Here is a 21,577-nt window from a genome sequence, read left to right as displayed (position 1 = left end):
GCTCCCCTGGGTAGCCTCACGACAACCTCAACGGCATTACGAGAACCAGCATCTCTTGCGCTCCAGCCTTTCCGTTCTCCAAGATCGGCTTAATCGTAGCGGCACGCGTCGATGTCGAAAACGCAAATTTCACTTTCTGCGCATCGATGCTGTTCATCGCATCTGTCACATAAGTAGAATTGAACCCGATGTTCATCTGCTCGCCACCATTCCATTGCACTAGAAGCCGCTCTTCTCCCATTTCTCCTCTGTCCGTATCTTCCGTAGAAATTGTCAGGTTGTCTTTGTCTATTGTGAACTTAACGAGGTGATTTACGGAATCGGAAAGTATCGCAACCCGTCTAACTTTCTCGAGAAGCTCTCCCCTGCTGACAGACATTATCTTGTTGTTATCGATATCGCCGGGTATGACCGCCTCGTAGTCAGGGTGAGGCTCCTTGATTAGCCTTGATACCAGCTCTGTCTCACCTGCTTTTAGCTTGATGTGTTCATCCGCTATCGTCACCTCGACGCTCGCTCCTCTGAAGCATTTTGCCGCCAGCGAAAGTGCTTTCTCCTGAATGTTCGCTTCTTTCTTCAGTGGTTTGTCCACAAGTGCCTTGTCCTCAATCCGAACTAATCTGTGCCCGTCCGTCGAGTATATCTTTGCCCCCCTACCAGAAAATAGAAACAGCACTCCGTTCATTGAACGACGATGTTCATCCTTGGATACCGCAAAAATCGTTTTTTCTATCACGCTCCTCAACATATCTGTAGCAATCGAAGATGTCTCTGCTCCTTCGCTGATTGTAGGGAGCGTCGGATATTCCTCCGCAGGCGTGCACGCAAACCTGTAGGAGCCCGACTTCGTTTTCAAGGACAACTTCAGATTTTCATCGAGGGAAACTTCTATCTCCGATTCATCAAGATTGCGGATAATGTCGAAAAATTCTTTCGCGTTTACAGTCACCTTTCCGTCAACACCGTCCACGATGTCGAGTTGAGTTGTCATTGAAATTTCAAGGTCTGTCGCGGAAATGGAAAGCTTTTTCTTGGTCGCGTCGAGAAGCAAATTTTCAATCGCAGGGATGGTGGTTCTAATCGGTACAACACCTATGATCTTCCCTATTGCATCTCGGAGTTCTCTACTATTTACTTTGAACTTCATTTCCACCTCCATTATTTACAGAATATTGACAATTGCAACTTGCGAATTCTATTTAAATTTACACTTTTTGAGCCTAAAATTCAATTTACCCGTTATGCTGTCATCCAACCTGACAGTTGAAAAGTCCCAATTAATATAAATATATATCTATATGTATATAAAAGAATAATAAGAATAAAGAGTGTTAGGATGTTGAAAAGAAAATTAGTTTACTATAATTACAATTAAGACGGTCATTTAACGGATCACAGCATGAGAGATGTTTTAAAGAAGATGTGAGTATAGAATGTTGATTAACGAGAAGTAGTCAACATCGAGGATTATTTGTATTTTTCATTGTGGAAAAGAATTAGATATTGACATCGGTCGAGCACTTCTTCACATACAAGTAAACAAGTTATTCACATTCCGATCATCTCAATTTTCTTCTTGATCCTATCGTACTTCTCCCTGAATTTTTTGTCATTCGAGAGATAGTCTGAGATAACCTGGCACGCATAAATTACGGTTGAATGATCCCTGCCACCGAAGTGACTTCCTATTGTCTTAAGCGGCAGTTGTGTTAGTTCCTTTGTTAAGTGCATTGCGGTTTGGCGGGCAATTACGACCTCCTGTTTTCTGGTTTTCCCACGAAGCGATTCTTCATTGACATCGAAAAAGGAGGCAACAACTTTCTGAATATCTTCAACGGTAACAGCGGTTTTCCTTGTAACCGCGAGATTGCGAATGACCTCCTTCCCCAACTCAACGTTTATCTCGCGGTTGTTCAGGCTTGCCTTAGCCAGAATACTGATCAAGCAACCTTCAAGTTCACGGATGTTTGAAGTAACATTTGCGGCCACGTACTCGATAACATCATCCGGTATCTGGATGCCATCGTCTTCACTTTTCTTTCTCAGGATCGCGATCCTGGTTTCCAGATCCGGGGGTTGAATATCAACGGTTAATCCCCACGTGAATCTACTGACGAGTCTGTCATCAACGCCTTTTAATTCCTTTGGCGGTCTGTCCGAGGATAACACGATCTGCTTCCCTGATTGATGGAGAGCATTGAAAGTGTGAAAGAATGTGTCTTGTGTCTTTTCTTTTCCCGCAAAGAACTGAATGTCGTCAACAATGAGGATATCCATGCTGCGGTAGAAGTTAGAAAATTCGTTTGCCTTGTCTTTCTGAATCGCGTCAACGAAGTCAACCGTGAATCGTTCGCTTGAAACATAGAGAACACGTTCTGCTTTGCCGGATTGCTGCGCGAAATTTCCAATTGCCTGAATGAGATGGGTTTTGCCGAGCCCAACACCCCCGTAAACTACCAGTGGATTAAAGGAGGTCCCAGCAGGGTTGTTCGCAACCGCATAAGCTGCAGCGCGCGCGAACTGGTTGCTGTCTCCTTTGATAAAATTCTCAAATGTGTAACGCGCATTGAGATTGCTTTCAAATGCGGCACGGATGTTTACCTTTTGGGGGCCGATTTTTTCCGCGTGCAAGGTTGTACGATTCGGCATTGATGGCCGATAAAACTGTGGCTCAGACTCGCTTGTATCCTCATCGGAAATTGTATACTCAACCCTCGCGGTTTCTCCAATCACCGTCCTCACGGATTCAGAAACGACTCTAGCGTAATGCTCTTCAAGCCAATCGTGAAAGAACTGGCTCGGAACCCGCAGAATCAGATTCTTCTCCTTCAGTGCCACGGGGATCACCGGTTCGAACCACGTCTTGTAACTCAGATTGTTTACTTGTCCGTGAATGAGCTTCATGCATTCTTCCCACGTCCCCCTAACATCAGTTGCCGTCTCCATCAAAGACCTCTCCCTCCTCTTGTTAGAATTCTGAGATTTTCCACATTACTAACAGCGTTATCAACATAGGAAACATCTCTCAACTCCTTACTCGTCAATCGCTTACACGTCAAGTAATATCTATTTAACATGGCTGGGGAAAACCTTTCAGTTCAAGACTTAATGAACAACGCTAAAAAAGAGTGCAAAAACTCAAGGTCTCCACATGTTATCCACACCAAACCACGCAGGAATATTACTCTCAATAATAATAAAGGGAATGTGGAAAAACAAGATGACACATCTGATTAGCTGTTCCTGTAAGGTGTTGATTAGCAGCGAATTACGAGGACGATCAATTTTGTCGCCAGCGTTTTCAGAATCACGGTTAAACACGTAAAACAGAGCAAAATTGCGTGAATTGAAGGGTGTTGTGGAAAAGTGGAAATATTTTGTGGAAAACCCCTGATCTTCTCCCTCGTTGCCCTAAAACCTTGAATTTTACAGATTACCGAACTATCTTAAACGGCAAATGGACAAATTTATGGAGCTCTTTAATGAAAAGGACATTTCAACCACATAACACGCGTAAGAAAAGAACCCACGGATTTCGTGCTAAGATGCGAAGCAAAACAGGCCGAAAGGTTTTGGCGCGGAGACGGGCGAAGGGCAGATGGCGTCTCACTGTCAGTGACGAAAAATAAGGCAACGATTGTAGATACACTTAAGCAAAAACCACTTCGCGGGGAGATAATAATCCGGTCATCGAGAGATATTGGAGAAATACTTAAAAACGGAAAGCGCTCAACCGGGAAGTATGTTTCTGCCATATATATATTTAATCACAAAAAGCATTTTGTGAGAGTTGCCTTCACCACATCGAAGAAGGTAAGAAGGGCAGTTGATCGAAACCGCATGAAGCGACTTATGAGAGAGGTCTTCAGACAGAACTATGATAAATTAAGACAGTTAATCTGTGGGAAGAAATTAGGTCTTGATATAGTACTTAATGGCAATTATACAACGCCAACCATAATATTGAAAGATGTTGAAAAAGATTTCGAGGAATTCCTTCTTAGAATTGGTAATCAGTCTGCCTAGCAAGGCAGCGATCGGTGGAATTTCAATCTACAAGAAGTTAGTCTCACCGCTCCTTCCGGCATCATGTAGATTTTATCCGAGCTGCTCGTCATATTCGATCGACGCTTTCCGTGCACATGGTTTTGTCAGGGGAATGTTACTCAGTTTATGGAGAGTGGTACGATGCAATCCATTCGGCAGGGGCGGATTTGATCCGGTGAAGTAAAGGAAACAAGATGGGCAAGACAGAAACTATCGGTATCGTTTTGATCACATTAGTACTATTGGTGTGGATGTATTTCAATACACCCAAGCAGCCGGCTCGGACCGCGCAGCAGACAGACCAAACTCAACTCTCACAAGGAAACAACAAAGAATCGGCATCGCCGCCAAGATCTTCGTATGAAAAGCGATCTGAGGAAACTGGCGCAACAGTGAAATCAAATTTGCCGAGTGACACCGCCGCACAGAGAGTTTATGGAAAGACATTTGCGCCCCTTACGAAAGGGGTAACGAAGACGATCACGATCAAGACAAGTCTTTATACTGCCGTTCTGACAGCTGAAGGGGGAATGTTAAAGAGCTGGTCGTTGACGAAGTTCAATACGTGGCGTGGGAAGCAGGTCCAGCTGGTTAATTATTTGTATAATGGTGACTATAGCCTTCTATTCCAAACGATGGACGGCAAACTCATTGACACAAAAGATCTTTATTTTGATTCTCCGCACCGTGACGGAGAGGTGGTCACGCTTTCTGACAGCCAGCGGTGCAGGATTTCGTTCAGTGCGAATGTCGGTGACTCGGCACAAATTGTCCGCGAGTTTTCGTTTAAAGGCGGAGTGTATGATTTCGGCTCCGATTTTGTGTTTCGTAACATGGATCGCTACATTGCAAATTACGAGTACCAGGTTACATGGGAACACGGGCTGAATTATACGGAGGCAAATAGTGTAGATGAGTCGAGCTTCTCCACGTCTTATGCTTATATCGGTGGTGACGTATCGACGCTGGAAGCGTCGAAGCTGAATGAGACCGCGAGACAGGAGCTAAGCGGGAATACGGGATGGGTTTCTCAAACGACAAAGTATTTCACAGCCGCAATAGTACCAATGGGTAAGTCTGCAGACGGCGCTTACCTGCAGGGGACGGCAGCAAAGGCGCCGGACAACGGACTTGTCAGGAGCTATTATACGGCTCTTCAAATGAGATTTGAAGGTCAACCTTATCAGGCAGATTCCTTTATGGTCTACGTCGGACCGCTGGACTACCGACTGTTGAAATCCTATAATGTCGGGCTTGAAGAGACTGTCGGGCTTGGCTGGCGCTGGATTATTCGACCGATCGGCGAGTATGTGATGTTGCCCGCATTTCAATTCATACATTTATTCATTCCCAACTACGGGGTTGCTATAATTATCTTCTCGATTCTATTGAAGCTCCTCTTGAACCCGCTGACCGCGAGCAGCATGAAGTCGATGAGAAAGATGCAGGCGCTGCAACCAATGATGAATGAGATCAAAGAAAAGTACAAGGAAGATCCGCAAAAGATGAATCAGGCAGTGATGAATCTTTATAAGGAATATAAGATAAACCCAATGGGCGGATGTCTTCCGATGATACTTCAGATGCCGATTCTGTACGCACTCTGGGCGATTTTCCGAAGCAACATTGCACTGAGGCAATCTCACTTCGTATGGTGGATCAAGGATTTATCTGTTCCCGATACGATAATGCACCTTCCCTTCACGATTCCCTTCGTAGGTCTAAGCCAGGTAAGTGGCCTCGCGCTGCTCATGGCAATCACGATGTTCGTTCAGCAGAAGATGAGCATGAAGGATCCGAGGCAGCAATTCATGGTGTGGTTCATGCCTGTGATGTTCTGGCTTCTGTTCAATAATTTTCCGTCGGGACTCAACCTGTATTACTTCGTTTTTAACCTGTTATCGATAGGGCAGCAATATCTGATGAACAAAAAGCCACAGGAGGAACTGTTGCTGAAGCCCGCGGTTGCCAAGAGAACGAGGCCCGTCAGACCCCCGATGGGGAATAGATTCATGAGAAGAAATATGTGAGAGGGCGTGATGAACGTCCGAACATAAAAAGCGGAGACCGGCTTAACAATCTCCGCAAATAGTTTAGATCTTGCGTCCTATCTCAGTCGCGATCCGTTACACATCCTTCCGATGCAGATGAAACACTCCTGATATATTTGTAAAGCATTCCGCTCTTGAATTTGATCGGCGGCGCTTTCCATTTCCTCATTCGCGCTGCAAACTCTTTCTTGGAAATTTCGAGCGTGATTGCATTCTTCTGCGCGTCAATGGTTATGCGGTCTCCATTTTTAACGATTGCGATACCGCCACCCATCTGCGCCTCTGGCGAAACGTGTCCCACAACGAAGCCGTGTGTGCCGCCGGAGAAACGTCCGTCGGTTATCAAGGCGACGCTTTTTCCGAGGCCGGCTCCCATGATGGCAGAAGTAACGGTCAACATCTCTCGCATTCCAGGCCCGCCCCTTGGTCCTTCGTACCTGATGACCACCACGTCTCCAGGCTTGATTTTTTTCTTTTCGAGCGCCGCAAGGGTTTCTTCTTCGGAATTGAAAACTTTTGCGGGTCCGGAGAATTTCAGCCCTTCCTTGCCCGTAATTTTTGCGACGGCGCCCTCCTCTGCGAGATTGCCGTAGAGAATCTGGATGTGTCCGCTTTCCTTAATCGGGTCTGAAAGTGTATGGATTATTTTCTGGCCTGCAGACAGGTCTGCGACGTTCTCTATGTTTTCACCTAATGTTCTACCGGTGACAGTCATGCAATTCCCGTCCAGGAGTCCTTCCCTAAGAAGCATCTTCTGGACAGCTGGAATTCCACCTATATCGTTCACATCTTCCATCACAAACTTCCCGCTTGGCTTTAATTCGGCAATGTACGGTACACGGTCGCTGACTTTCTGAAAATCTTTGATCGTCAATCCCACTCCAACATTTTTCGCGATGGCGATAAGATGGAGCACCGCATTCGTCGAACCGCCGAGCGCGGTAACCATGGTGATTGCATTGATAAACGACCGCTTTGTCATTATGTCGCGGGGCTTGAGATCCTTTTCAAGCAAGTTTAATACCGCCCTTCCGGCAGCGAGACACTCCTTCTTTTTTGCTTCGCTGTCCGCAGGAAGAGATGAGCTGTATGGCAAAGTCATGCCGAGCGTTTCGATCGCCGTCCCCATTGTATTGGCTGTATACATTCCGCCGCAGGCCCCAGGACCGGGGCATGCATGCTGGATCACTTCTTTGAATTCGCTTTCTTTTAGGTTTCCCGCGATATATTCGCCGTAGGATTCAAAGACGGAGACAATATCTAGTTTTCTTCCGTTCCAATGGCCCGCCCTTATTGTACCACCATAGACCATCAGACTTGGGCGGTTGAGTCTTGCCATTGCCATGACGCAGCCCGGCATATTCTTGTCGCAGCCAGGAATAGAAACGTTTGCATCGTACCACTGTGCACGCATGACGGCTTCGATGGAGTCTGCGATAATCTCTCTCGAAGGGAGCGACGATTTCATTCCTTCGGTTCCCATCGAGATTCCATCGCTGACGCCGATTGTGTGAAAAATCAGGCCGACAAGCCCCGCATCCTCAACACCCTGCTTCACAATTCTTGCCAGGTCATTAAGATGCATATTGCAGGTGTTACCCTCCCAACCCATGCTGGCAATTCCGACCTGCGGCTTGTTCATGTCTTCTTCTTTCAAGCCGGTGCCGTACAGCATGGCTTGAGATGCGGCCTGAGAAAGTCGTTGCGTTAATCGTGAACTATATTTATTCAAACCACTTTGCATTGTTATTCTCCAGGGTTAGTTTCGTTGATTTTCAATTCAATATAAACAATAGAGGATTCAAAATTCAAAAGTGAGTTCAGTACCTCCCGAATTCATGTTCGCGAAGTTCAGAAATTCCGGGCAGCCCGCACAAACATCCCAACGAGCATAAACTGACGACTCTTGCTCTTTTATTTGCTTCCGTCATCCAAATGAAACTTATGCAGAAACCGGTGGAACGTCGGTGCGAAGAGAATGCCGGCTGCGGCCAAGAAAACCATTCCCGAAAAAAGAGCGTAAGCTGAGGCGAATAGTTTTCCTGCATTTGTGTGAAGCTCATTCACCGGTCCCATGCCTCCCAGTATCATTGCAGCATTTACTGTCGCATCGATCCATCGTAATCCCTCAAGAATATGATATCCGAGTATTCCAATGGTCAGGGAGAGGAGAATTACTGCCAGAGCAAAAAAGCCGTGCACCGTCACTCTGTGCACATATTTGCGCCTTGGAAGAAGCGGTTCCTTCCTGTGTTCAAACATGGTTGGTCCTTTTTTGAGAAAAAATATACCTAATGAGGACTCATAGATGAAACGTGCGTCAAATGTACCTTGAGTAAACGGATTTTCTTTATTAGTATTATTAATACATCAAAAAACGTTGGTGACATGAAAAAACTTCTTTTGTTAGGGCTTATCCACTGCCTTCTTTCCGGAACATTGCACGCTCAGTTGATTCCGCAACAACAGCAGCAACAGACATCTGAATCTCAGTTGTCTCAATCAACGCAGAACATTCAAATGCCATCGCTGACAACCAGCATGTTCACGAGCAGCGCGGATTTTTTTCGAAATCTCCAGACTCAGAGTCTGCTGGTTCAGCCGCCGCCTTACGATATGCCGGTCGATACCAACAGCTACATCTTGGGGCCTGGCGATATTGTAAACGTGGGGATTTGGGGGGCGACTCCGCTTTCGTTGAGTCTCAGTGTCAATCCCGAAGGAACACTGATCGTTCCGACCTTCGGTGAATTAAGGATTGGGGGAATGACTCTGTCAAAGGCAAAGGCCTATGCAAGGGAGCGGTTAGGCACACAGTTCAAGAAATCGACAATTACACTGACGTTAATTTATCCTAAGAGTTTTTATGTAATGATTTCAGGAAGAGTTCATACACCCGGACGTTACATCGTGACAGCCTTTGATCGTGTTGACCGCGCCTTCGTGCTTGCCAATTTGCCAAGAAGCACGGCAGACACGGCCGCCCCCTTTCCAGATTTTTCTCTCCGCAGGATCGAGTTGTTGCACAAGGATGGTGCGTCTGAAAATGTGGATCTTTTAAAATTTTACATGACAGGAAATCTTAGCGACGACCCCTACTTGAGGGAAGGCGATGCGATTGTTGTTCCGAAAGAGAATTTTGAAGCGGGAAGCATAAGCATTTCTGGGGCGGTAAAAATGCCGGGGAATTATGAATATGTTCCGGGAGATCGAATAAAGGATCTACTTGAATTATGTGCAGGCCACACGTCTCTTGCCGATACGGCACATGCTAAGATATTAAGCTGGAACGGGAAAACCTATGATGTAAGTGATCTGAATCTCGACGATTCATCCGCTGTGTACGCACCGCTGCCCGTAAATTCGCGCGTCATCGTGCCTACCGACAGATCGAAAATAAATGACTATTACGTGTGGGTAGGCGGAGAAGTGCAAACCCCGGGGATTTATCCGATATCAAGGGATTCGACGAGGCTCAGCACCATCATAAATCTGGCCGGTGGATTTACGAAATGGGCATCGCTACCGAACGCTTTCGTCTATCGGAGGACACATTCATTTCCGTCCAGGCAGTCCGTAATTCTGGATACGTTGAGTTACACCTATAGGGCCACCGGGGTTTCCCTTGAAGATCTTTCGTATCTAACGAGCGAGATACTTCTTCGCCCGACCGTGGAACTTGTGTCCACTGATTTCGTAAAGGTTTTTGTGAATAAGGATGAGGATTACGATTGTACTCTGCGGAGTGGAGATAGTATCTATGTTCCGAAATCTCCTAATGCAATATACGTTTTCGGCCGAGTGAGAAATCCGGGATATGTGGATTATCATGAGGGTTGGGATTACGCGGACTACATCAAAGCAGCGGGGGGGGCGGGGGATGATGCGAAGACGGGCGATACGAAGATAATTAAGAGCGAAACTCATATCTGGTATGACAAAAGCGATACGAAGATTGAAGCCGGTGATTTGCTTTTCATACCCAAGGTGACCGTGAAGCCGGAATTATATACCTGGGATATGTTCAAGGATATTCTTGCTGTTGCCGGCGCGGCGGCTTCAATAGTTACCACTGTGGTTCTGGTTATTAGGACGGCTCAAGGAAAATAGACCGGTTCGCAGACGACTACATTTACAGATTTGCCGGGTAGATCATGGGGCGTGACCTATTTCATTGGAGCTACCTCCAATACGACAAATGATCCCGGCTTGATCGTAGGCCGCGGGTGCGGATTATCCGGAGTGGCTGGGGGAGGGGGATTGAACTCTGCTGCCGACAGGTACAAGTGATGTGTCTTGCTGTCCAGAGCGACTGTCCTCGCGCTGACTTGGGTCTCGAGATTTTGGGCAACCATGAAACTGTCCGGATTTGCTTCCTGAACGATTGTCAATGTGCCTGCCCCGTTTGAGCTGTAAACCCGCATTAGCTCCGGATCATAAGCCGCACCATCCACGCGTGCGTCGATTGGAAGGGTGGCTTTTATTTTCCCAGAGTTGGCATCCATCACGACCATAAGTTTATTGTGACAGACCGAAAATAAGATATGATTCTTGGAATCAATTGCCAAACCACTCGGGCCTTCGCCAGGTGACAGCGGCCACACATTAAGAACTTTCATCTCCTTTGGATTGATCTCATCAATCTCGCTTTTGCTTTCGATGTTAACATAGATTTTTCCGTTTCCGTCGGTTGCGGAAAATTCCGGGCTTCCGGTAAGCGGAATTGTCCCGATGACTTTGTCGGTCTGCGCGTCGATAACTGTTGAGTTGGCAGCTCTTCCGTTGCACGTGAAAACCCTTTGCGTGTAAGGGTCATATAAAATTGCATCCGGATCTCTTCCAGTCACACTGATTTTTGTCAGAGTGTTGAGAGTCTTCAAATCGAAAACGGTGACAGAGGAATCGGCGCCGTCACTTATATAACCCTTCCCGAGGTCTTCCGCCAATGCTATGCCGTGCACGCCGGGAGTGTTCGGGATAGTGCCGAGGAGTTTGCCGTTGTTAACGTCGACAACCTGTACCATGGTCCCCCGGGAGACGAATAGTCTTCCCGTAGAAGATTCCATCGACAGATAATCCCATCCGGTCTCTCCTGGAAGAGAAATCTTGTTGACAACTTTATAGCTGATTGACGGTGACTGTGCAGTTGACCGTGTCTGAAAGCTGACGACAAATAGTACGATGAAGGCCAAAATCCATTTTTGCATTTTATATCCCCATTCTTAGGTATTTAAAAGTAACACATGTTCTAGAAGATCGATTTCGTAAAAATATAATTCCTGAACTTGCGCCGGTCAAGTTGCCATGGCAAATGTGCATGTCTTCGCGGCAACAATCTGGTTCCGACTCCTCGGAAAATCTTGATTCTCATCGTGCAGGGTCATATTTTGGGTTCTGATGAAGACACTTTAAGAAATCATGAATTCTAAATTTCTTGTCACTAATTGTAGTTAAACACTTACCATTTCCTGAGCATCCAGTTCGGGAAGCCGTACATCGCAGGACATGTTTTTCAATAGGCGCAGGATTTAAGATTCGGGAAGGGATTGGAGGTAAAATGAAAGATGCCACTCTTCGTTCAGTAAGCTCAGCAGGAGTGCTGGATCAATTAAAAGGCATCGCGTTGTTTACTGCACTAATTTCTGTAGGCGCACAAATATATATTCCGCATGAGCCGGTCCCATTCACCCTTCAGACACTTTTCGTGATTCTTGCCGGCGCATTCCTCGGATGGCGGAACGGCATCCTTAGTGTGCTCTTATACCTTTTTCTGGGTGCCGTCGGGGTTCCGATATTCGCAGGACCGACCGCAGGTTTCTCAATACTTCTCGGGACCACCGCCGGTTATCTTTTCGGTTTCGTTTTGGCTGCCGGTATCGTGGGTGCGATCATCAAAGCTGATAATTCTATTCTTTGGACCCTGCTGTCGATGTTCATTGGATTTGTCGTAATATTTGCGTGCGGCGCGTTTTACTTGGATATCGTCTACGTACGCGATTGGCATATCTCCATGGTACAGGGATTCCTGATTTTTTCCTATTGGGACCTGATCAAACTTGCAGCCGCCGTGGGAATATACCGCGCCTTTTTGCCTCGCTCAAACGGACATAATGTTTCGTGATGCATAGTCATAATCAGTAGAGGCGTAGAATCGCTGGAATGCGGCGTTCCGGCACATGCTCACGTCTCAACAAATTTAACCGGAGGATTAATGTCTTCAGAACTTCTTTGTACAAAGCCCATCGATGCAATACTTAAAGAGACTGCCGACACCGGCCACGGCCTGAAACGCTCTTTGGGTGCGCTCAACCTGACCACCCTTGGGGTAGGTGCAATTATCGGCGCGGGAATTTTTGTATTAACGGGAGCGGCTGCCGCAAAGTACGCGGGACCTGCGATAGTCCTGTCGTTCGTGCTTGCCGGCCTGGCTTGTTTGTTTGCCGGATTGTGCTACGCCGAATTTGCATCGCTCATTCCCATCGCGGGTTCGGCGTATACATACGGCTATGCAACGCTCGGCGAAATCTTCGCGTGGATAATTGGGTGGGATCTGATATTGGAATATGCGTTCGGAGCGGCGACCGTTGCCTCCGGCTGGAGCGGCTATGTGCTCAGCTTCCTCCAGGACTTCGGGATATATCTTCCGCCGCAATTTTCCGGCGCACACGGTGAAATGATGGTACAGTTCAACGGTCACTGGGAGCGGCTTGCTCGCATCAGTGCCTCGCTGACTACGATGCACATCGATCCGACGTCGTTGCCGCATCTCACTGCGCAGTTCAATCTTCTTGCGGCAATCGCTATTTTCATAGTCACCACCGTGCTCGTTATCGGCATAAAAGAATCTGCAAATTTCAATTCGGCGATCGTCATAATAAAAGTTACAATCGTGCTCGTGTTCATAATAATAGCAGGAGCTTTTGTGGTACAGCATCCTGATACGACGATAAAAATAAACTGGAAGCAATTCATTCCGCCGAACACAGGTGAGTTCGGCAAGTACGGCTGGTCGGGCATTGCGAGGGCTGCAAGCGTAATTTTCTTTGCCTATATCGGATTCGATGCGGTGTCGACAGCCGCGCAGGAAGCCAAGAACCCGCAGAAGGACATGCCCATCGGTATAATGGGCTCATTGTTGATTTGCACAATCCTGTATATTCTCGTTTCCGGAATTCTGACAGCAATTGTTCCGTACACCAGTCTGAACGTTGCAGATCCTGTCGCGGTGGGCATAGATGCAACCGGTGTGAGGTGGGGAAGCCTTCTCGTGAAAATTGGAGCGATATTCGGTCTCGCCACGGTTATGTTGGTGATGTTGCTCGGTCAATCGCGTGTTTTCTATTCGATGTCGAACGATGGTCTGCTTCCGAAGTGGGCCAGCAAAGTCCACCCAAAATTCCGCACGCCATGGATTTCGACAATAGCCGTTGGAATTTTTGTCGCGATATTCGCTGCGGCGCTCCCCATTGACATTCTCGGCGAACTGGTAAGCATTGGTACACTTCTTGCGTTCGTAATTGTCAGCACTGGCGTTTGGATTCTCCGAAGACGCAGGCCGGAAATGTCTCGACCGTTTAAGACACCATGGGTCCCATTCGTGCCCATCATGGGCATTCTCGTGTCCGCGCTGCTGATGATGAGCCTGCCGTTCGACACATGGCTGCGCTTGATTGTCTGGCTGATTATCGGATTAGCGATTTACTTTGGATACGGACGGTATCATAGTAAAATAAGAGCGGCCCTTCACGGTAACGGCCGGTAAACGGCTGAGAACTGCAACTTGCTACGTGGAGTTTGTCCCCCCGATAGCAAGACTCAGCCGGACAACACGTGTTCACTTAGATTCTACTCTTCTCCGTAAAATGGTTTCGTCTTGTCGAAACGAAAACGAGGTCCAACATGAATGCCGGTAGTTTTTCCGCCAAAGGTGGAGGCGCCTCTGGTGCAGAGCCTAGACCCGAGTTCAAGCGGGAGCTTCGCCTGCTCGATTCGACCATGATCGTCATTGGTTCGATGATCGGGTCAGGAATTTTTATTGTCAGTGCAGATATTGCCAGAACTGTCGGCTCTCCGGGGTACTTGCTTCTGGTTTGGCTGATTACCGGAGCCGTGACTGTGATTGCAGCTTTGAGTTACGGCGAGCTCGCCGGCATGATGCCGCATGTCGGCGGACAATATGCCTACCTGCGCGAAGCGTACAACCCGCTGGCGGGCTTTCTGTATGGATGGACACTTTTTCTTGTCATTCAAACGGGCACTATTGCCGCAGTCGCCGTAGCGTTTGCAAAGTTCACCGCAGTGCTCATCCCGTGGTTCGGTGAGACGAATATAATTGCCGCAGTATTCGGTCTGAGGATTTCCGCGGCGCAAGTTCTAGCGATAGCAAGCATTGCAGCTCTCACTTATGTCAACATGCGCGGACTCCGCGAAGGAAAAATCGTACAAAATATTTTCACAATTACGAAGACACTCGCGTTGGTCGGATTAATTTTGCTCGGCATGTTAATCGGCAGGAATGCGCCGGCGATCTCTGCGAACTTTTCACGATTCTGGTCTGCATCTTGGATTCATCTTTCCGGCGGAAGAGTCGTCATGATCGAATCGTTATCGGGAATGATGCTCGCTGCGGCGATCGGGGTTGCCATGGTAGGATCGCTTTTCTCCAGCGACGCATGGAACAACATCACATTCACCGCGGGGGAGGTCGTCAATCCTAAACGGAACATCCCGCTGAGTCTTGCACTTGGAACAATGACGGTCACGATCCTTTATCTTCTCGCAAATGTCTCTTATATCTTGGTGCTCCCGCTGAGCGGCAGCCCTGCGGGCAGCGATGTGGTCAGCCGGGGGATCCAATTTGCAGCAGACGATAGAGTCGCAACTGCCGGGGCGGCGATGATATTCGGCGCGCCCGCCGCCATCATTATGGCAATACTGATAATGATTTCGACGTTCGGCTGCAACAACGGATTGATACTTGCAGGCGCACGAGTTTATTATGCGATGGCGAAGGATAATGTTTTTTTTCAGAGCGCGGGAAAATTGAACGACAAGGCCGTACCGGGCACCGCCTTGGTGGTACAGGGAATTTGGGCAAGTTTGTTGTGTTTGTCTGGGACATACGGTGATTTGTTGGATTATGTGATATTTGCTGTTCTCATTTTCTACATCATGACCATAGCAGGAATTTTCATACTGAGGAAAAAACGTCCTGAAGTCGACCGGCCCTATAGAGCATTTGGATATCCCATCGTGCCGGCGCTATACATCCTCGCAGCGGCTGCGATCTCCGTTGACCTTTTGGTTTTCAAACCACGCTACACGTGGCCCGGGATGATAATTGTCCTGCTCGGGATTCCGGTTTACTTTGTCTGGAGGAACTTATCGCATCGGAAAGTGGAACGGGAAGATGACACCGGGGCTTAAGGTTTTTTTAAGTTATCATTCATCTGACAGGACGCTTGCCGGAGAAATCAAATTTAATCTGAACCGTTACGGCATGGACGTTTTTCTCGCGCATGAGGACATACAGCCCACCGAGGAATGGCAAGCACGAATTCTGTCGGAGCTCAAACGGACGGACGCTTTCCTTCCTCTCCTCACCGAGAAATTCATAACCTCCAAGTGGACCTCTCAGGAATGCGGTGTGGCGGTAGCCAGAGGAATCTTCATCGTCTCGCTCAAGGTGTCGATAGATCCTTTCGGTTTTTTGTCGAAGTATCAGGCGTTTAACTTCCGCATCGAGAACATTCCCCGATCCTGCTCCGGCATAGCGAAGGTGATACACAAAAATCGAAAGCTGCAACGGAAATTTCTGGATGGACTGATAACGCTGCTCGGGCACAGCCGCAGTTTTGACGAAGCCAAAGCCACGAGCGCTCTCTTGAATGATTTTGGCAGCTACAACGGTCGGCAGGTCAATGACATAATACGGAAAGCAATAGAGAACCCGCAGGTCCACAAATCGTTCGGTGCAAGGAGGCAGCTCGAGATTTTTCTAAAGAAGTATGAAGCCGACGAAGCGATCGTCAGATCTTACAGGAAACTTACCTCAGAGCAATAATTCCGCGAATCTGTTTATTCGGGTTTGAAGTGGATCACAAAGTCCCTCTCGGGCATGAAGTTGGTGCGCCTCCAGAGGTAGATTCTTTTTCCCCCGATATCATAAAGAGTATCGGGATCGTAAGAAAATTTGAAGACGCGGATGGAATCCTCAATCATTAATTTATACTCTGCATAGTCGAGCGGTCTATTCCAGGCATGAGTGGAGCGCAAAATATATGTCGCACTGTCGCCGGCCACTTTCTGACGGTATGCGATATGGTACAGCGTCGTATCATGGCCCGCGATGGTCAAAATGAAGCTGAATCCAGTTTCTGTCCTGCCAAGAAATTTTGGCTGACTTTCTTGGGCGATATCAAAAATATCAACAGAGTCTACCGTGCCGGCATTTCCCGTCGCGGGGAACGGATAGTAGATTGACATATTCACTTCATGGGCTGTGAGATTGTAAAACCAATAATAACCGTCGACGATGAAGTGCTTGCTGCTCAGTCGAAATGTGATGTCTTCTCTAGAAAAGACAACACCCTGGCACAGCGCGTTTGAACCAAGCAGCAGAAAGAATATTAGAACCGTTCTCGTCAATCTCATTTCAATAGAATCATCGAGCCGGTTTTGGAAACAGCATAGTCAAATACAAGCCGGTAGTAATAGACTCCTGATGCAACGGCTTTCCCGCTCATGTCGACGCCATTCCACTCGTAAGTCGAAGCGTTCGACAGCGGAACGACAAAGACTTTCTGACCGATGGAATTATAAATATCAATGCGCCCTTCCTTCCGCTTTAATTGATCCGGTATTCTGACATAGAAATTCGTGGCCGGATTAAACGGGTTCGGATAATTGATGACATACAAGTCGTGATTGGATGGTGCGGGTCTCTCCTTTATTCCAACGAGATCTGTGAAATGAAGGTCTCTTCGGATGAGAGAATCTGGGTACGCATCTATACTCACGGTATCCGTCCACCACCAGTACCACCCGGTAGCACTTGTTCCCTGAAACATGCCGGAGATGGCACACTTTCGAGCGAGTACCCTTGTCGAATAGCTGCTCTCCGCGTTAAATGTAACCGGATAATCCAGTGTGAAAGCTCCACCGGTTATCTTTTTGTTATTTTTATCGTACATGTTTCCAGTCATGGTGGCACAGCAACCGCTGGTATCATATGAAGCACCGATAGTAGAGTTTTTCCTGAGACAGAAAATGTCATAGCTATTGTCGGGATTAAAATAAAAATGGAACCTGCAGATCGAGTATCCTGTCGGTATTGAATCGAGCGTTGAACCAGGATAATTCCCGAACGATAATGTATCTTTCATCGATATTTCGCCAAAACTCTTGTTTGATATATATGAATAAACCGTAATGCAATCACCGGTATCATTAATGGAAAGGGGAGATAAAAGACTATCAGGGGTTATTACTAAAACTGAAGCCGCGTATCCCGTCGAGTCAATTTTTACTCGTGCTATCCCGCCCGATGTCGAAATACAGATGCTGTCGTAGTAATTGGCGTACAATACCGGTGTGCCTATTTCCAATTCCCATTTGTTAGCAGGATCGAATCTAAATTCTAAAATGGTCGCATGCGGATCAGGTAATGGATTACCTAACAGAGAATTCGATACGAATAAAATTGATCCGAGAATTAGAACCTTTTTCATTTCAGCCTCCCAAAAATTTTGTTAATCCTTTCCATAGCGCAAGTTCCTTGAAAGAACTCATTCGCCGAAGGTTATACATTCTCAGACCAGGACCAAGTATAAATTCTAAATGGTGCAAATACGAACCGCCCTTCGATCCATTTTTTAAATTAGGTCATAAAGCGTGCCATGAGAAAGATTCAAATACAGGTTATTTGAGCTTAACAATACTTGGGACTGTGCAGGAAAAGCTTTTCGATGTGCAATGTTTGCACTTACATGCTGGGATCCTGCCACATTCGTCGGATAATGAGTCACAGATCAATTTGAATCTTCAAGGAATCGGTTTATTTTTAAGCACGGCGAGTCGAATGAAAATCCGCTGTACCATCTTCAAATGAACAAGTTGAATTATCGCAAACATGGCAAGAAGCCCTATTAGATCGTAGTCGTCCATGGCGGGCCCGGCGCTCCGGGTGGAATGGGTTACGTTGCGAAGAAGCTGTCGGAGAAGCGGGGAGTCGTCGAGCTATTTCAGACTTCACAAACAGTCGACGGGCAAATCGAAGAACTGCATTCGGTTATGAACGAAAACTGCAGCTCGCCGGTTTTCTTAATCGGCCATTCATGGGGGGCCTGGCTGTCATTTATGGTTTCCGCGAGACACCGGGACGATGTGCGCAAACTTATTCTCATCGGGGCAGGTGCGTTTGAAGAAGGAACCAGCGTGACCGAATTGAGGATGAGTCGTCTGTCTGGCGTTGAACGGATCGAGGCGCAGAGGACGCTGCGGTTGATGAACAATTCTGCTCAAGGAGGAGTGGATTCGTCGATCTTCAATAGGTTTCAAGGATTGATGTCGAAAACAGATTCGTTTGATCCGATCGAGTCAGAAGGAGAAAATCTTCGCTTTCAACCGGAGATATTTCAGTCAGTCTGGCCGGAAGCCGAGAGACTTAGACATGACGGGAGACTCCTGAATTTTGGAGGAGAGATTTGTTGTCCTGTCGTAGCAATCCACGGAGACTATGACCCTCATCCGGCCGGAGGGGTGGAGGAGCCGCTGAAAGCGGTCCTGAAAAACTTCAGGTTTATATTGCTTAAAGATTGCGGTCACTATCCGCGGAAGGAGAAAAGAGGAAGCGAAAACTTTTTTCGCGTTCTTCACAGAGAGCTGTCGACCGAATAAATTTTTGCGCTCCGCATGAATTTTGAGGTATTTCCTTATATATTTCAAAAAAGCAAAAAGACAATGCATCGACTAAGAAATATTCTGCAAGACCGTAATACCGTTATTATCAAGATCGGAACCAACTTACTTGCTGAAAAGGATCGCGGTATCAATATCGAACGGATCAATTCAATCGCAAAGAGCGTTTCGTACCTCAGGTCGCTCGGCAAGAATGTCGCAATCGTTACTTCCGGTGCAATTGGTGCGGGTGTCGCTGCTATGAGACTCTCGGGTCGTCCTAAATCCATTCCGGAAAGCCAGGCAACCGCTGCCGTCGGCCAGCCGCTCCTCATGGAAGCATACGAAAACGCTTTTCGTAAACAGCGCCTCGCTATCGCGCAAATTCTTCTCACGAAGGACGACTTCATAAGCCGCAGCAGGTATGTGAATGCAAAGAATACTTTCGCCGTCCTTTTCGACAAGGGTGTCGTGCCGATCATCAACGAAAACGATACGGTCGCAGTTGAAGAAATCAAACTGGGCGACAACGATAATCTGTCCGCCATGGTCGCAACTCTTGTCGAAGCAAATATTATGATAGTCCTGACGGACATTGACGGCTTGTTTTCCGACGATCCCGCATTGAACCATGATGCGGAAATGATTCGCATCGTTGAAAAAATAACTCCGGAGATCGAACGCTTTGCAAAGAGAAATAAAAACGATCTGAGCACGGGAGGCATGATCACGAAAATTCAAGCGGCGAAACGCTGCGTCAAATCGGGAATCGCCATGATTATAGCAAACGGAAAAAACCCGCAGGCCATCGATGAAATCTTCTCCGGGGAATTTCGCGGAACGGTTTTTCTGCCGGCGCAAAAGAAATTGTCGATGCGGAAACAGTGGATAGGTTTCGTGTCGTCAACTGCGGGAACTATAGTGGTCGACGAGGGAGCGAAGAGCGCCTTGCTGAAACTCAATAAGAGCCTTCTTCCCTCCGGCATAGTTAAAATCTACGGCAGTTTCAATGTGAAGGACATAATATCGATCCTGGATACGGACGGGAATGAAATTGGAAAAGGAGTGACCGGATATTCTTCAGCAGAGCTTATGAAGATCAAAGGGAAGAAGAGCGCGGATATAGAAGCGATCCTGCGACGAAAGGCGCCGGCCGAAGTGGTGCATAGGGATAATCTCGCGGTGATTGAAGACTGAGTGGTGCAATGGATCATTATCACAAAGGGGCTCTTAAGAAATGACCACGATAGAGACGAAAGCCAAGTCGGTAAAAAAGGCGAGCGGCATTTTGTACAATGCGACTACTGCAGAAAAGAATGGCCTGCTGAATGCGATCGCATTGCAGCTTGAACGCGAAACGGAGGCGATCTGCAAAATCAATCAAAAGGATTTAGCTGCCGCTGAAAAAGCAGGAATATCGGAAGTTCTTCTGGATCGGCTGACGCTTAATGATAAGCGAATTGCCCAGATGATTGCCGGCGTCCACGATGTTGTAGCTCTGCCGGATCCCGTCGGCGAAATTTTGGAACGAACGAAACGTCCAAATGGACTCACGATTGAGAAGGTGCGCGTGCCGCTCGGTGCAGTCGGGATTATTTATGAAGCGCGTCCAAATGTCACCGTGGATGCGTCGGTGCTCTGTCTGAAAGCGGGAAACGCCGTCCTCCTTCGCGGCGGTTCCGAGGCAATCCGCACCAACAGGAAACTGGTCGAGATCATCAAAAAGGCATTGAAGAGCGTCGGTCTTCCCGCTGGCTGTGTTGAGTTCATAGATACGACTGATCGAAAAGCCGTTGCGGAAATGCTCGAGCAAGATCGATGCCTCGATATCATCATACCGCGCGGCAGTCAGCAGCTGATCAAATACATCCAGGCGAATTCCAGTATTCCCGTCATCGCGCATGGCGAGGGGAACTGCCACGTGTACGTCGACAGCTCTGCAAACCTGAGGCAGGCCGAGGAAATTGTCGTGAATGCGAAGGTGCAACGGCCGTCGGTGTGCAACGCGGCAGAAAAATTACTGGTGCATGAAAGAATTGCGAAAACTTTTCTCCCGCGCGTAGCAGAAAAACTGAGGTCGGCAAACGTCGAGCTTCGAGGCGACAGATACGCTCGGGCCATTCTCCATGATGCAGTGCAGGCAAACGAGGGTGATTGGTACCGGGAATATCTAGACCTCGTTATCGGAATAAAGGTGGTGAAGGGCCTCGACGAAGCGATCGAGCACATAAATCGTTATGGCTCGCATCATTCGGACGCGATCGTTACCGGCAGCAAATCGAACGGCGAAAAATTTTTGCGGGAAGTCGACTCGGCGGCTGTTTATGTCAACGCATCGACTCGGTTCACAGACGGATTTGAATTCGGACTCGGTGCAGAAATCGGAATCAGCACGCAGAAGCTTCATGCGCGTGGACCGATGGGGCTAGCCGAGCTGACCAGCATGAAGTTTGTCGTCCGGGGAAACGGACAGGTAAGGAAATAAAGCACCCCGCAGACTCGGCGATCAGGAAATGTCCGACTGGACTATTTCTCAGCGCTGCGTAGCGGGTCTTCGATTTGAATTTGTTCGGTGTTTCGTC

The 21,577-nt window shown here is 47.6% G+C and carries 18 protein-coding genes; 10 read left to right on the top strand and 8 right to left on the bottom strand.

All coding sequences use genetic code 11. The annotated features are described in order from the left end of the window. Positions 1-16 precede the first annotated feature (16 nt). Together dnaN and dnaA are read right to left on the bottom strand one after the other, a co-directional pair. Positions 17-1,147: a DNA polymerase III subunit beta gene (gene dnaN, locus VLX91_14855; GenBank protein HUI31487.1), complete on the bottom strand. Its 1,131-nt coding sequence runs from the start codon at positions 1,145-1,147 to the stop codon at positions 17-19. A 401-nt stretch (positions 1,148-1,548) separates the two neighbouring features. Next, positions 1,549-2,946: a chromosomal replication initiator protein DnaA gene (gene dnaA / locus VLX91_14850; protein ID HUI31486.1), complete on the bottom strand. Its 1,398-nt coding sequence runs from the start codon at positions 2,944-2,946 to the stop codon at positions 1,549-1,551. Positions 2,947-3,537: 591 nt separating this feature from the next. Here dnaA and rnpA point away from each other — a divergent pair. Both rnpA and yidC read left to right on the top strand, forming a co-directional pair. After that, positions 3,538-4,026 (top strand): ribonuclease P protein component, encoded by a 489-nt coding sequence (gene rnpA, locus VLX91_14845; protein HUI31485.1) that lies wholly within the window; start codon positions 3,538-3,540, stop codon positions 4,024-4,026. A gap of 215 nt (positions 4,027-4,241) precedes the next feature. Beyond that, on the top strand, positions 4,242-6,077 hold the full coding sequence (yidC, locus tag VLX91_14840) for a membrane protein insertase YidC (protein HUI31484.1): 1,836 nt from the start codon (positions 4,242-4,244) through the stop codon (positions 6,075-6,077). An 82-nt stretch (positions 6,078-6,159) separates the two neighbouring features. Here the strand turns inward: yidC and ilvD are convergent, their stop codons facing one another. Both ilvD and VLX91_14830 read right to left on the bottom strand, forming a co-directional pair. After that, positions 6,160-7,842, bottom strand: a complete 1,683-nt coding sequence (gene ilvD, locus VLX91_14835; GenBank protein ID HUI31483.1) for a dihydroxy-acid dehydratase — start codon at positions 7,840-7,842, stop codon at positions 6,160-6,162. Between the two features lie 170 nt (positions 7,843-8,012). Beyond that, the gene (locus VLX91_14830; GenBank protein ID HUI31482.1) at positions 8,013-8,360 is read right to left on the bottom strand and encodes a hypothetical protein; all 348 of its coding nucleotides are present in this window, start codon (positions 8,358-8,360) and stop codon (positions 8,013-8,015) included. A gap of 126 nt (positions 8,361-8,486) precedes the next feature. On the opposite strand from VLX91_14830, the gene VLX91_14825 reads away from it, so the two are divergent. After that, positions 8,487-10,208 carry an SLBB domain-containing protein gene (locus VLX91_14825; protein HUI31481.1) on the top strand — a complete coding sequence of 574 codons (1,722 nt, stop codon included), beginning with the start codon at positions 8,487-8,489 and terminating at the stop codon, positions 10,206-10,208. Positions 10,209-10,264: 56 nt separating this feature from the next. Here the strand turns inward: VLX91_14825 and VLX91_14820 are convergent, their stop codons facing one another. Beyond that, positions 10,265-11,305 carry a hypothetical protein gene (locus VLX91_14820; GenBank protein ID HUI31480.1) on the bottom strand — a complete coding sequence of 347 codons (1,041 nt, stop codon included), beginning with the start codon at positions 11,303-11,305 and terminating at the stop codon, positions 10,265-10,267. Between the two features lie 350 nt (positions 11,306-11,655). Between VLX91_14820 and VLX91_14815 the strand changes: the two genes are divergently transcribed. The 4 genes from VLX91_14815 to VLX91_14800 all read left to right on the top strand — a co-directional run bounded on the left by VLX91_14815 (position 11,656) and on the right by VLX91_14800 (position 16,161). Beyond that, positions 11,656-12,219, top strand: coding sequence for a biotin transporter BioY (locus VLX91_14815; protein HUI31479.1), 564 nt, complete (start codon positions 11,656-11,658; stop codon positions 12,217-12,219). Between the two features lie 90 nt (positions 12,220-12,309). Then, positions 12,310-13,860: an amino acid permease gene (locus VLX91_14810; GenBank protein HUI31478.1), complete on the top strand. Its 1,551-nt coding sequence runs from the start codon at positions 12,310-12,312 to the stop codon at positions 13,858-13,860. Positions 13,861-13,997: 137 nt separating this feature from the next. After that, positions 13,998-15,524 (top strand): amino acid permease, encoded by a 1,527-nt coding sequence (locus VLX91_14805; protein ID HUI31477.1) that lies wholly within the window; start codon positions 13,998-14,000, stop codon positions 15,522-15,524. Further along, entirely contained in the window at positions 15,508-16,161 is a 654-nt protein-coding gene (locus tag VLX91_14800) for a toll/interleukin-1 receptor domain-containing protein (protein HUI31476.1), read from the top strand. Before VLX91_14805 ends, VLX91_14800 begins: the two co-directional genes overlap by 17 nt. 14 nt (positions 16,162-16,175) lie before the next feature. Here the strand turns inward: VLX91_14800 and VLX91_14795 are convergent, their stop codons facing one another. The 3 genes from VLX91_14795 to VLX91_14785 all read right to left on the bottom strand — a co-directional run bounded on the left by VLX91_14795 (position 16,176) and on the right by VLX91_14785 (position 18,263). Continuing rightward, positions 16,176-16,751, bottom strand: a complete 576-nt coding sequence (locus VLX91_14795; GenBank protein HUI31475.1) for a hypothetical protein — start codon at positions 16,749-16,751, stop codon at positions 16,176-16,178. Continuing rightward, positions 16,748-17,827: a gliding motility-associated C-terminal domain-containing protein gene (locus tag VLX91_14790; GenBank protein HUI31474.1), complete on the bottom strand. Its 1,080-nt coding sequence runs from the start codon at positions 17,825-17,827 to the stop codon at positions 16,748-16,750. Before VLX91_14790 ends, VLX91_14795 begins: the two co-directional genes overlap by 4 nt. 313 nt (positions 17,828-18,140) lie before the next feature. Continuing rightward, on the bottom strand, positions 18,141-18,263 hold the full coding sequence (locus tag VLX91_14785) for a hypothetical protein (GenBank protein ID HUI31473.1): 123 nt from the start codon (positions 18,261-18,263) through the stop codon (positions 18,141-18,143). A gap of 24 nt (positions 18,264-18,287) precedes the next feature. On the opposite strand from VLX91_14785, the gene VLX91_14780 reads away from it, so the two are divergent. The 3 genes from VLX91_14780 to VLX91_14770 all read left to right on the top strand — a co-directional run bounded on the left by VLX91_14780 (position 18,288) and on the right by VLX91_14770 (position 21,480). Continuing rightward, positions 18,288-18,995 carry an alpha/beta hydrolase gene (locus tag VLX91_14780; GenBank protein HUI31472.1) on the top strand — a complete coding sequence of 236 codons (708 nt, stop codon included), beginning with the start codon at positions 18,288-18,290 and terminating at the stop codon, positions 18,993-18,995. A gap of 63 nt (positions 18,996-19,058) precedes the next feature. After that, a complete protein-coding gene (gene proB / locus VLX91_14775; GenBank protein ID HUI31471.1) occupies positions 19,059-20,192 on the top strand; it encodes a glutamate 5-kinase in 1,134 nt (377 codons plus the stop codon). A gap of 40 nt (positions 20,193-20,232) precedes the next feature. Continuing rightward, positions 20,233-21,480 carry a glutamate-5-semialdehyde dehydrogenase gene (locus VLX91_14770; GenBank protein HUI31470.1) on the top strand — a complete coding sequence of 416 codons (1,248 nt, stop codon included), beginning with the start codon at positions 20,233-20,235 and terminating at the stop codon, positions 21,478-21,480. The last annotated feature ends 97 nt before the right edge of the window (positions 21,481-21,577 follow it).

It is taken from the genome of Candidatus Acidiferrales bacterium (assembly GCA_035515795.1).
Taxonomy (GTDB): Bacteria; Bacteroidota; Ignavibacteria; order Kryptoniales; family JAKASW01; genus JAKASW01.
This window is presented reverse-complemented; position numbering and strand designations above follow the sequence as displayed.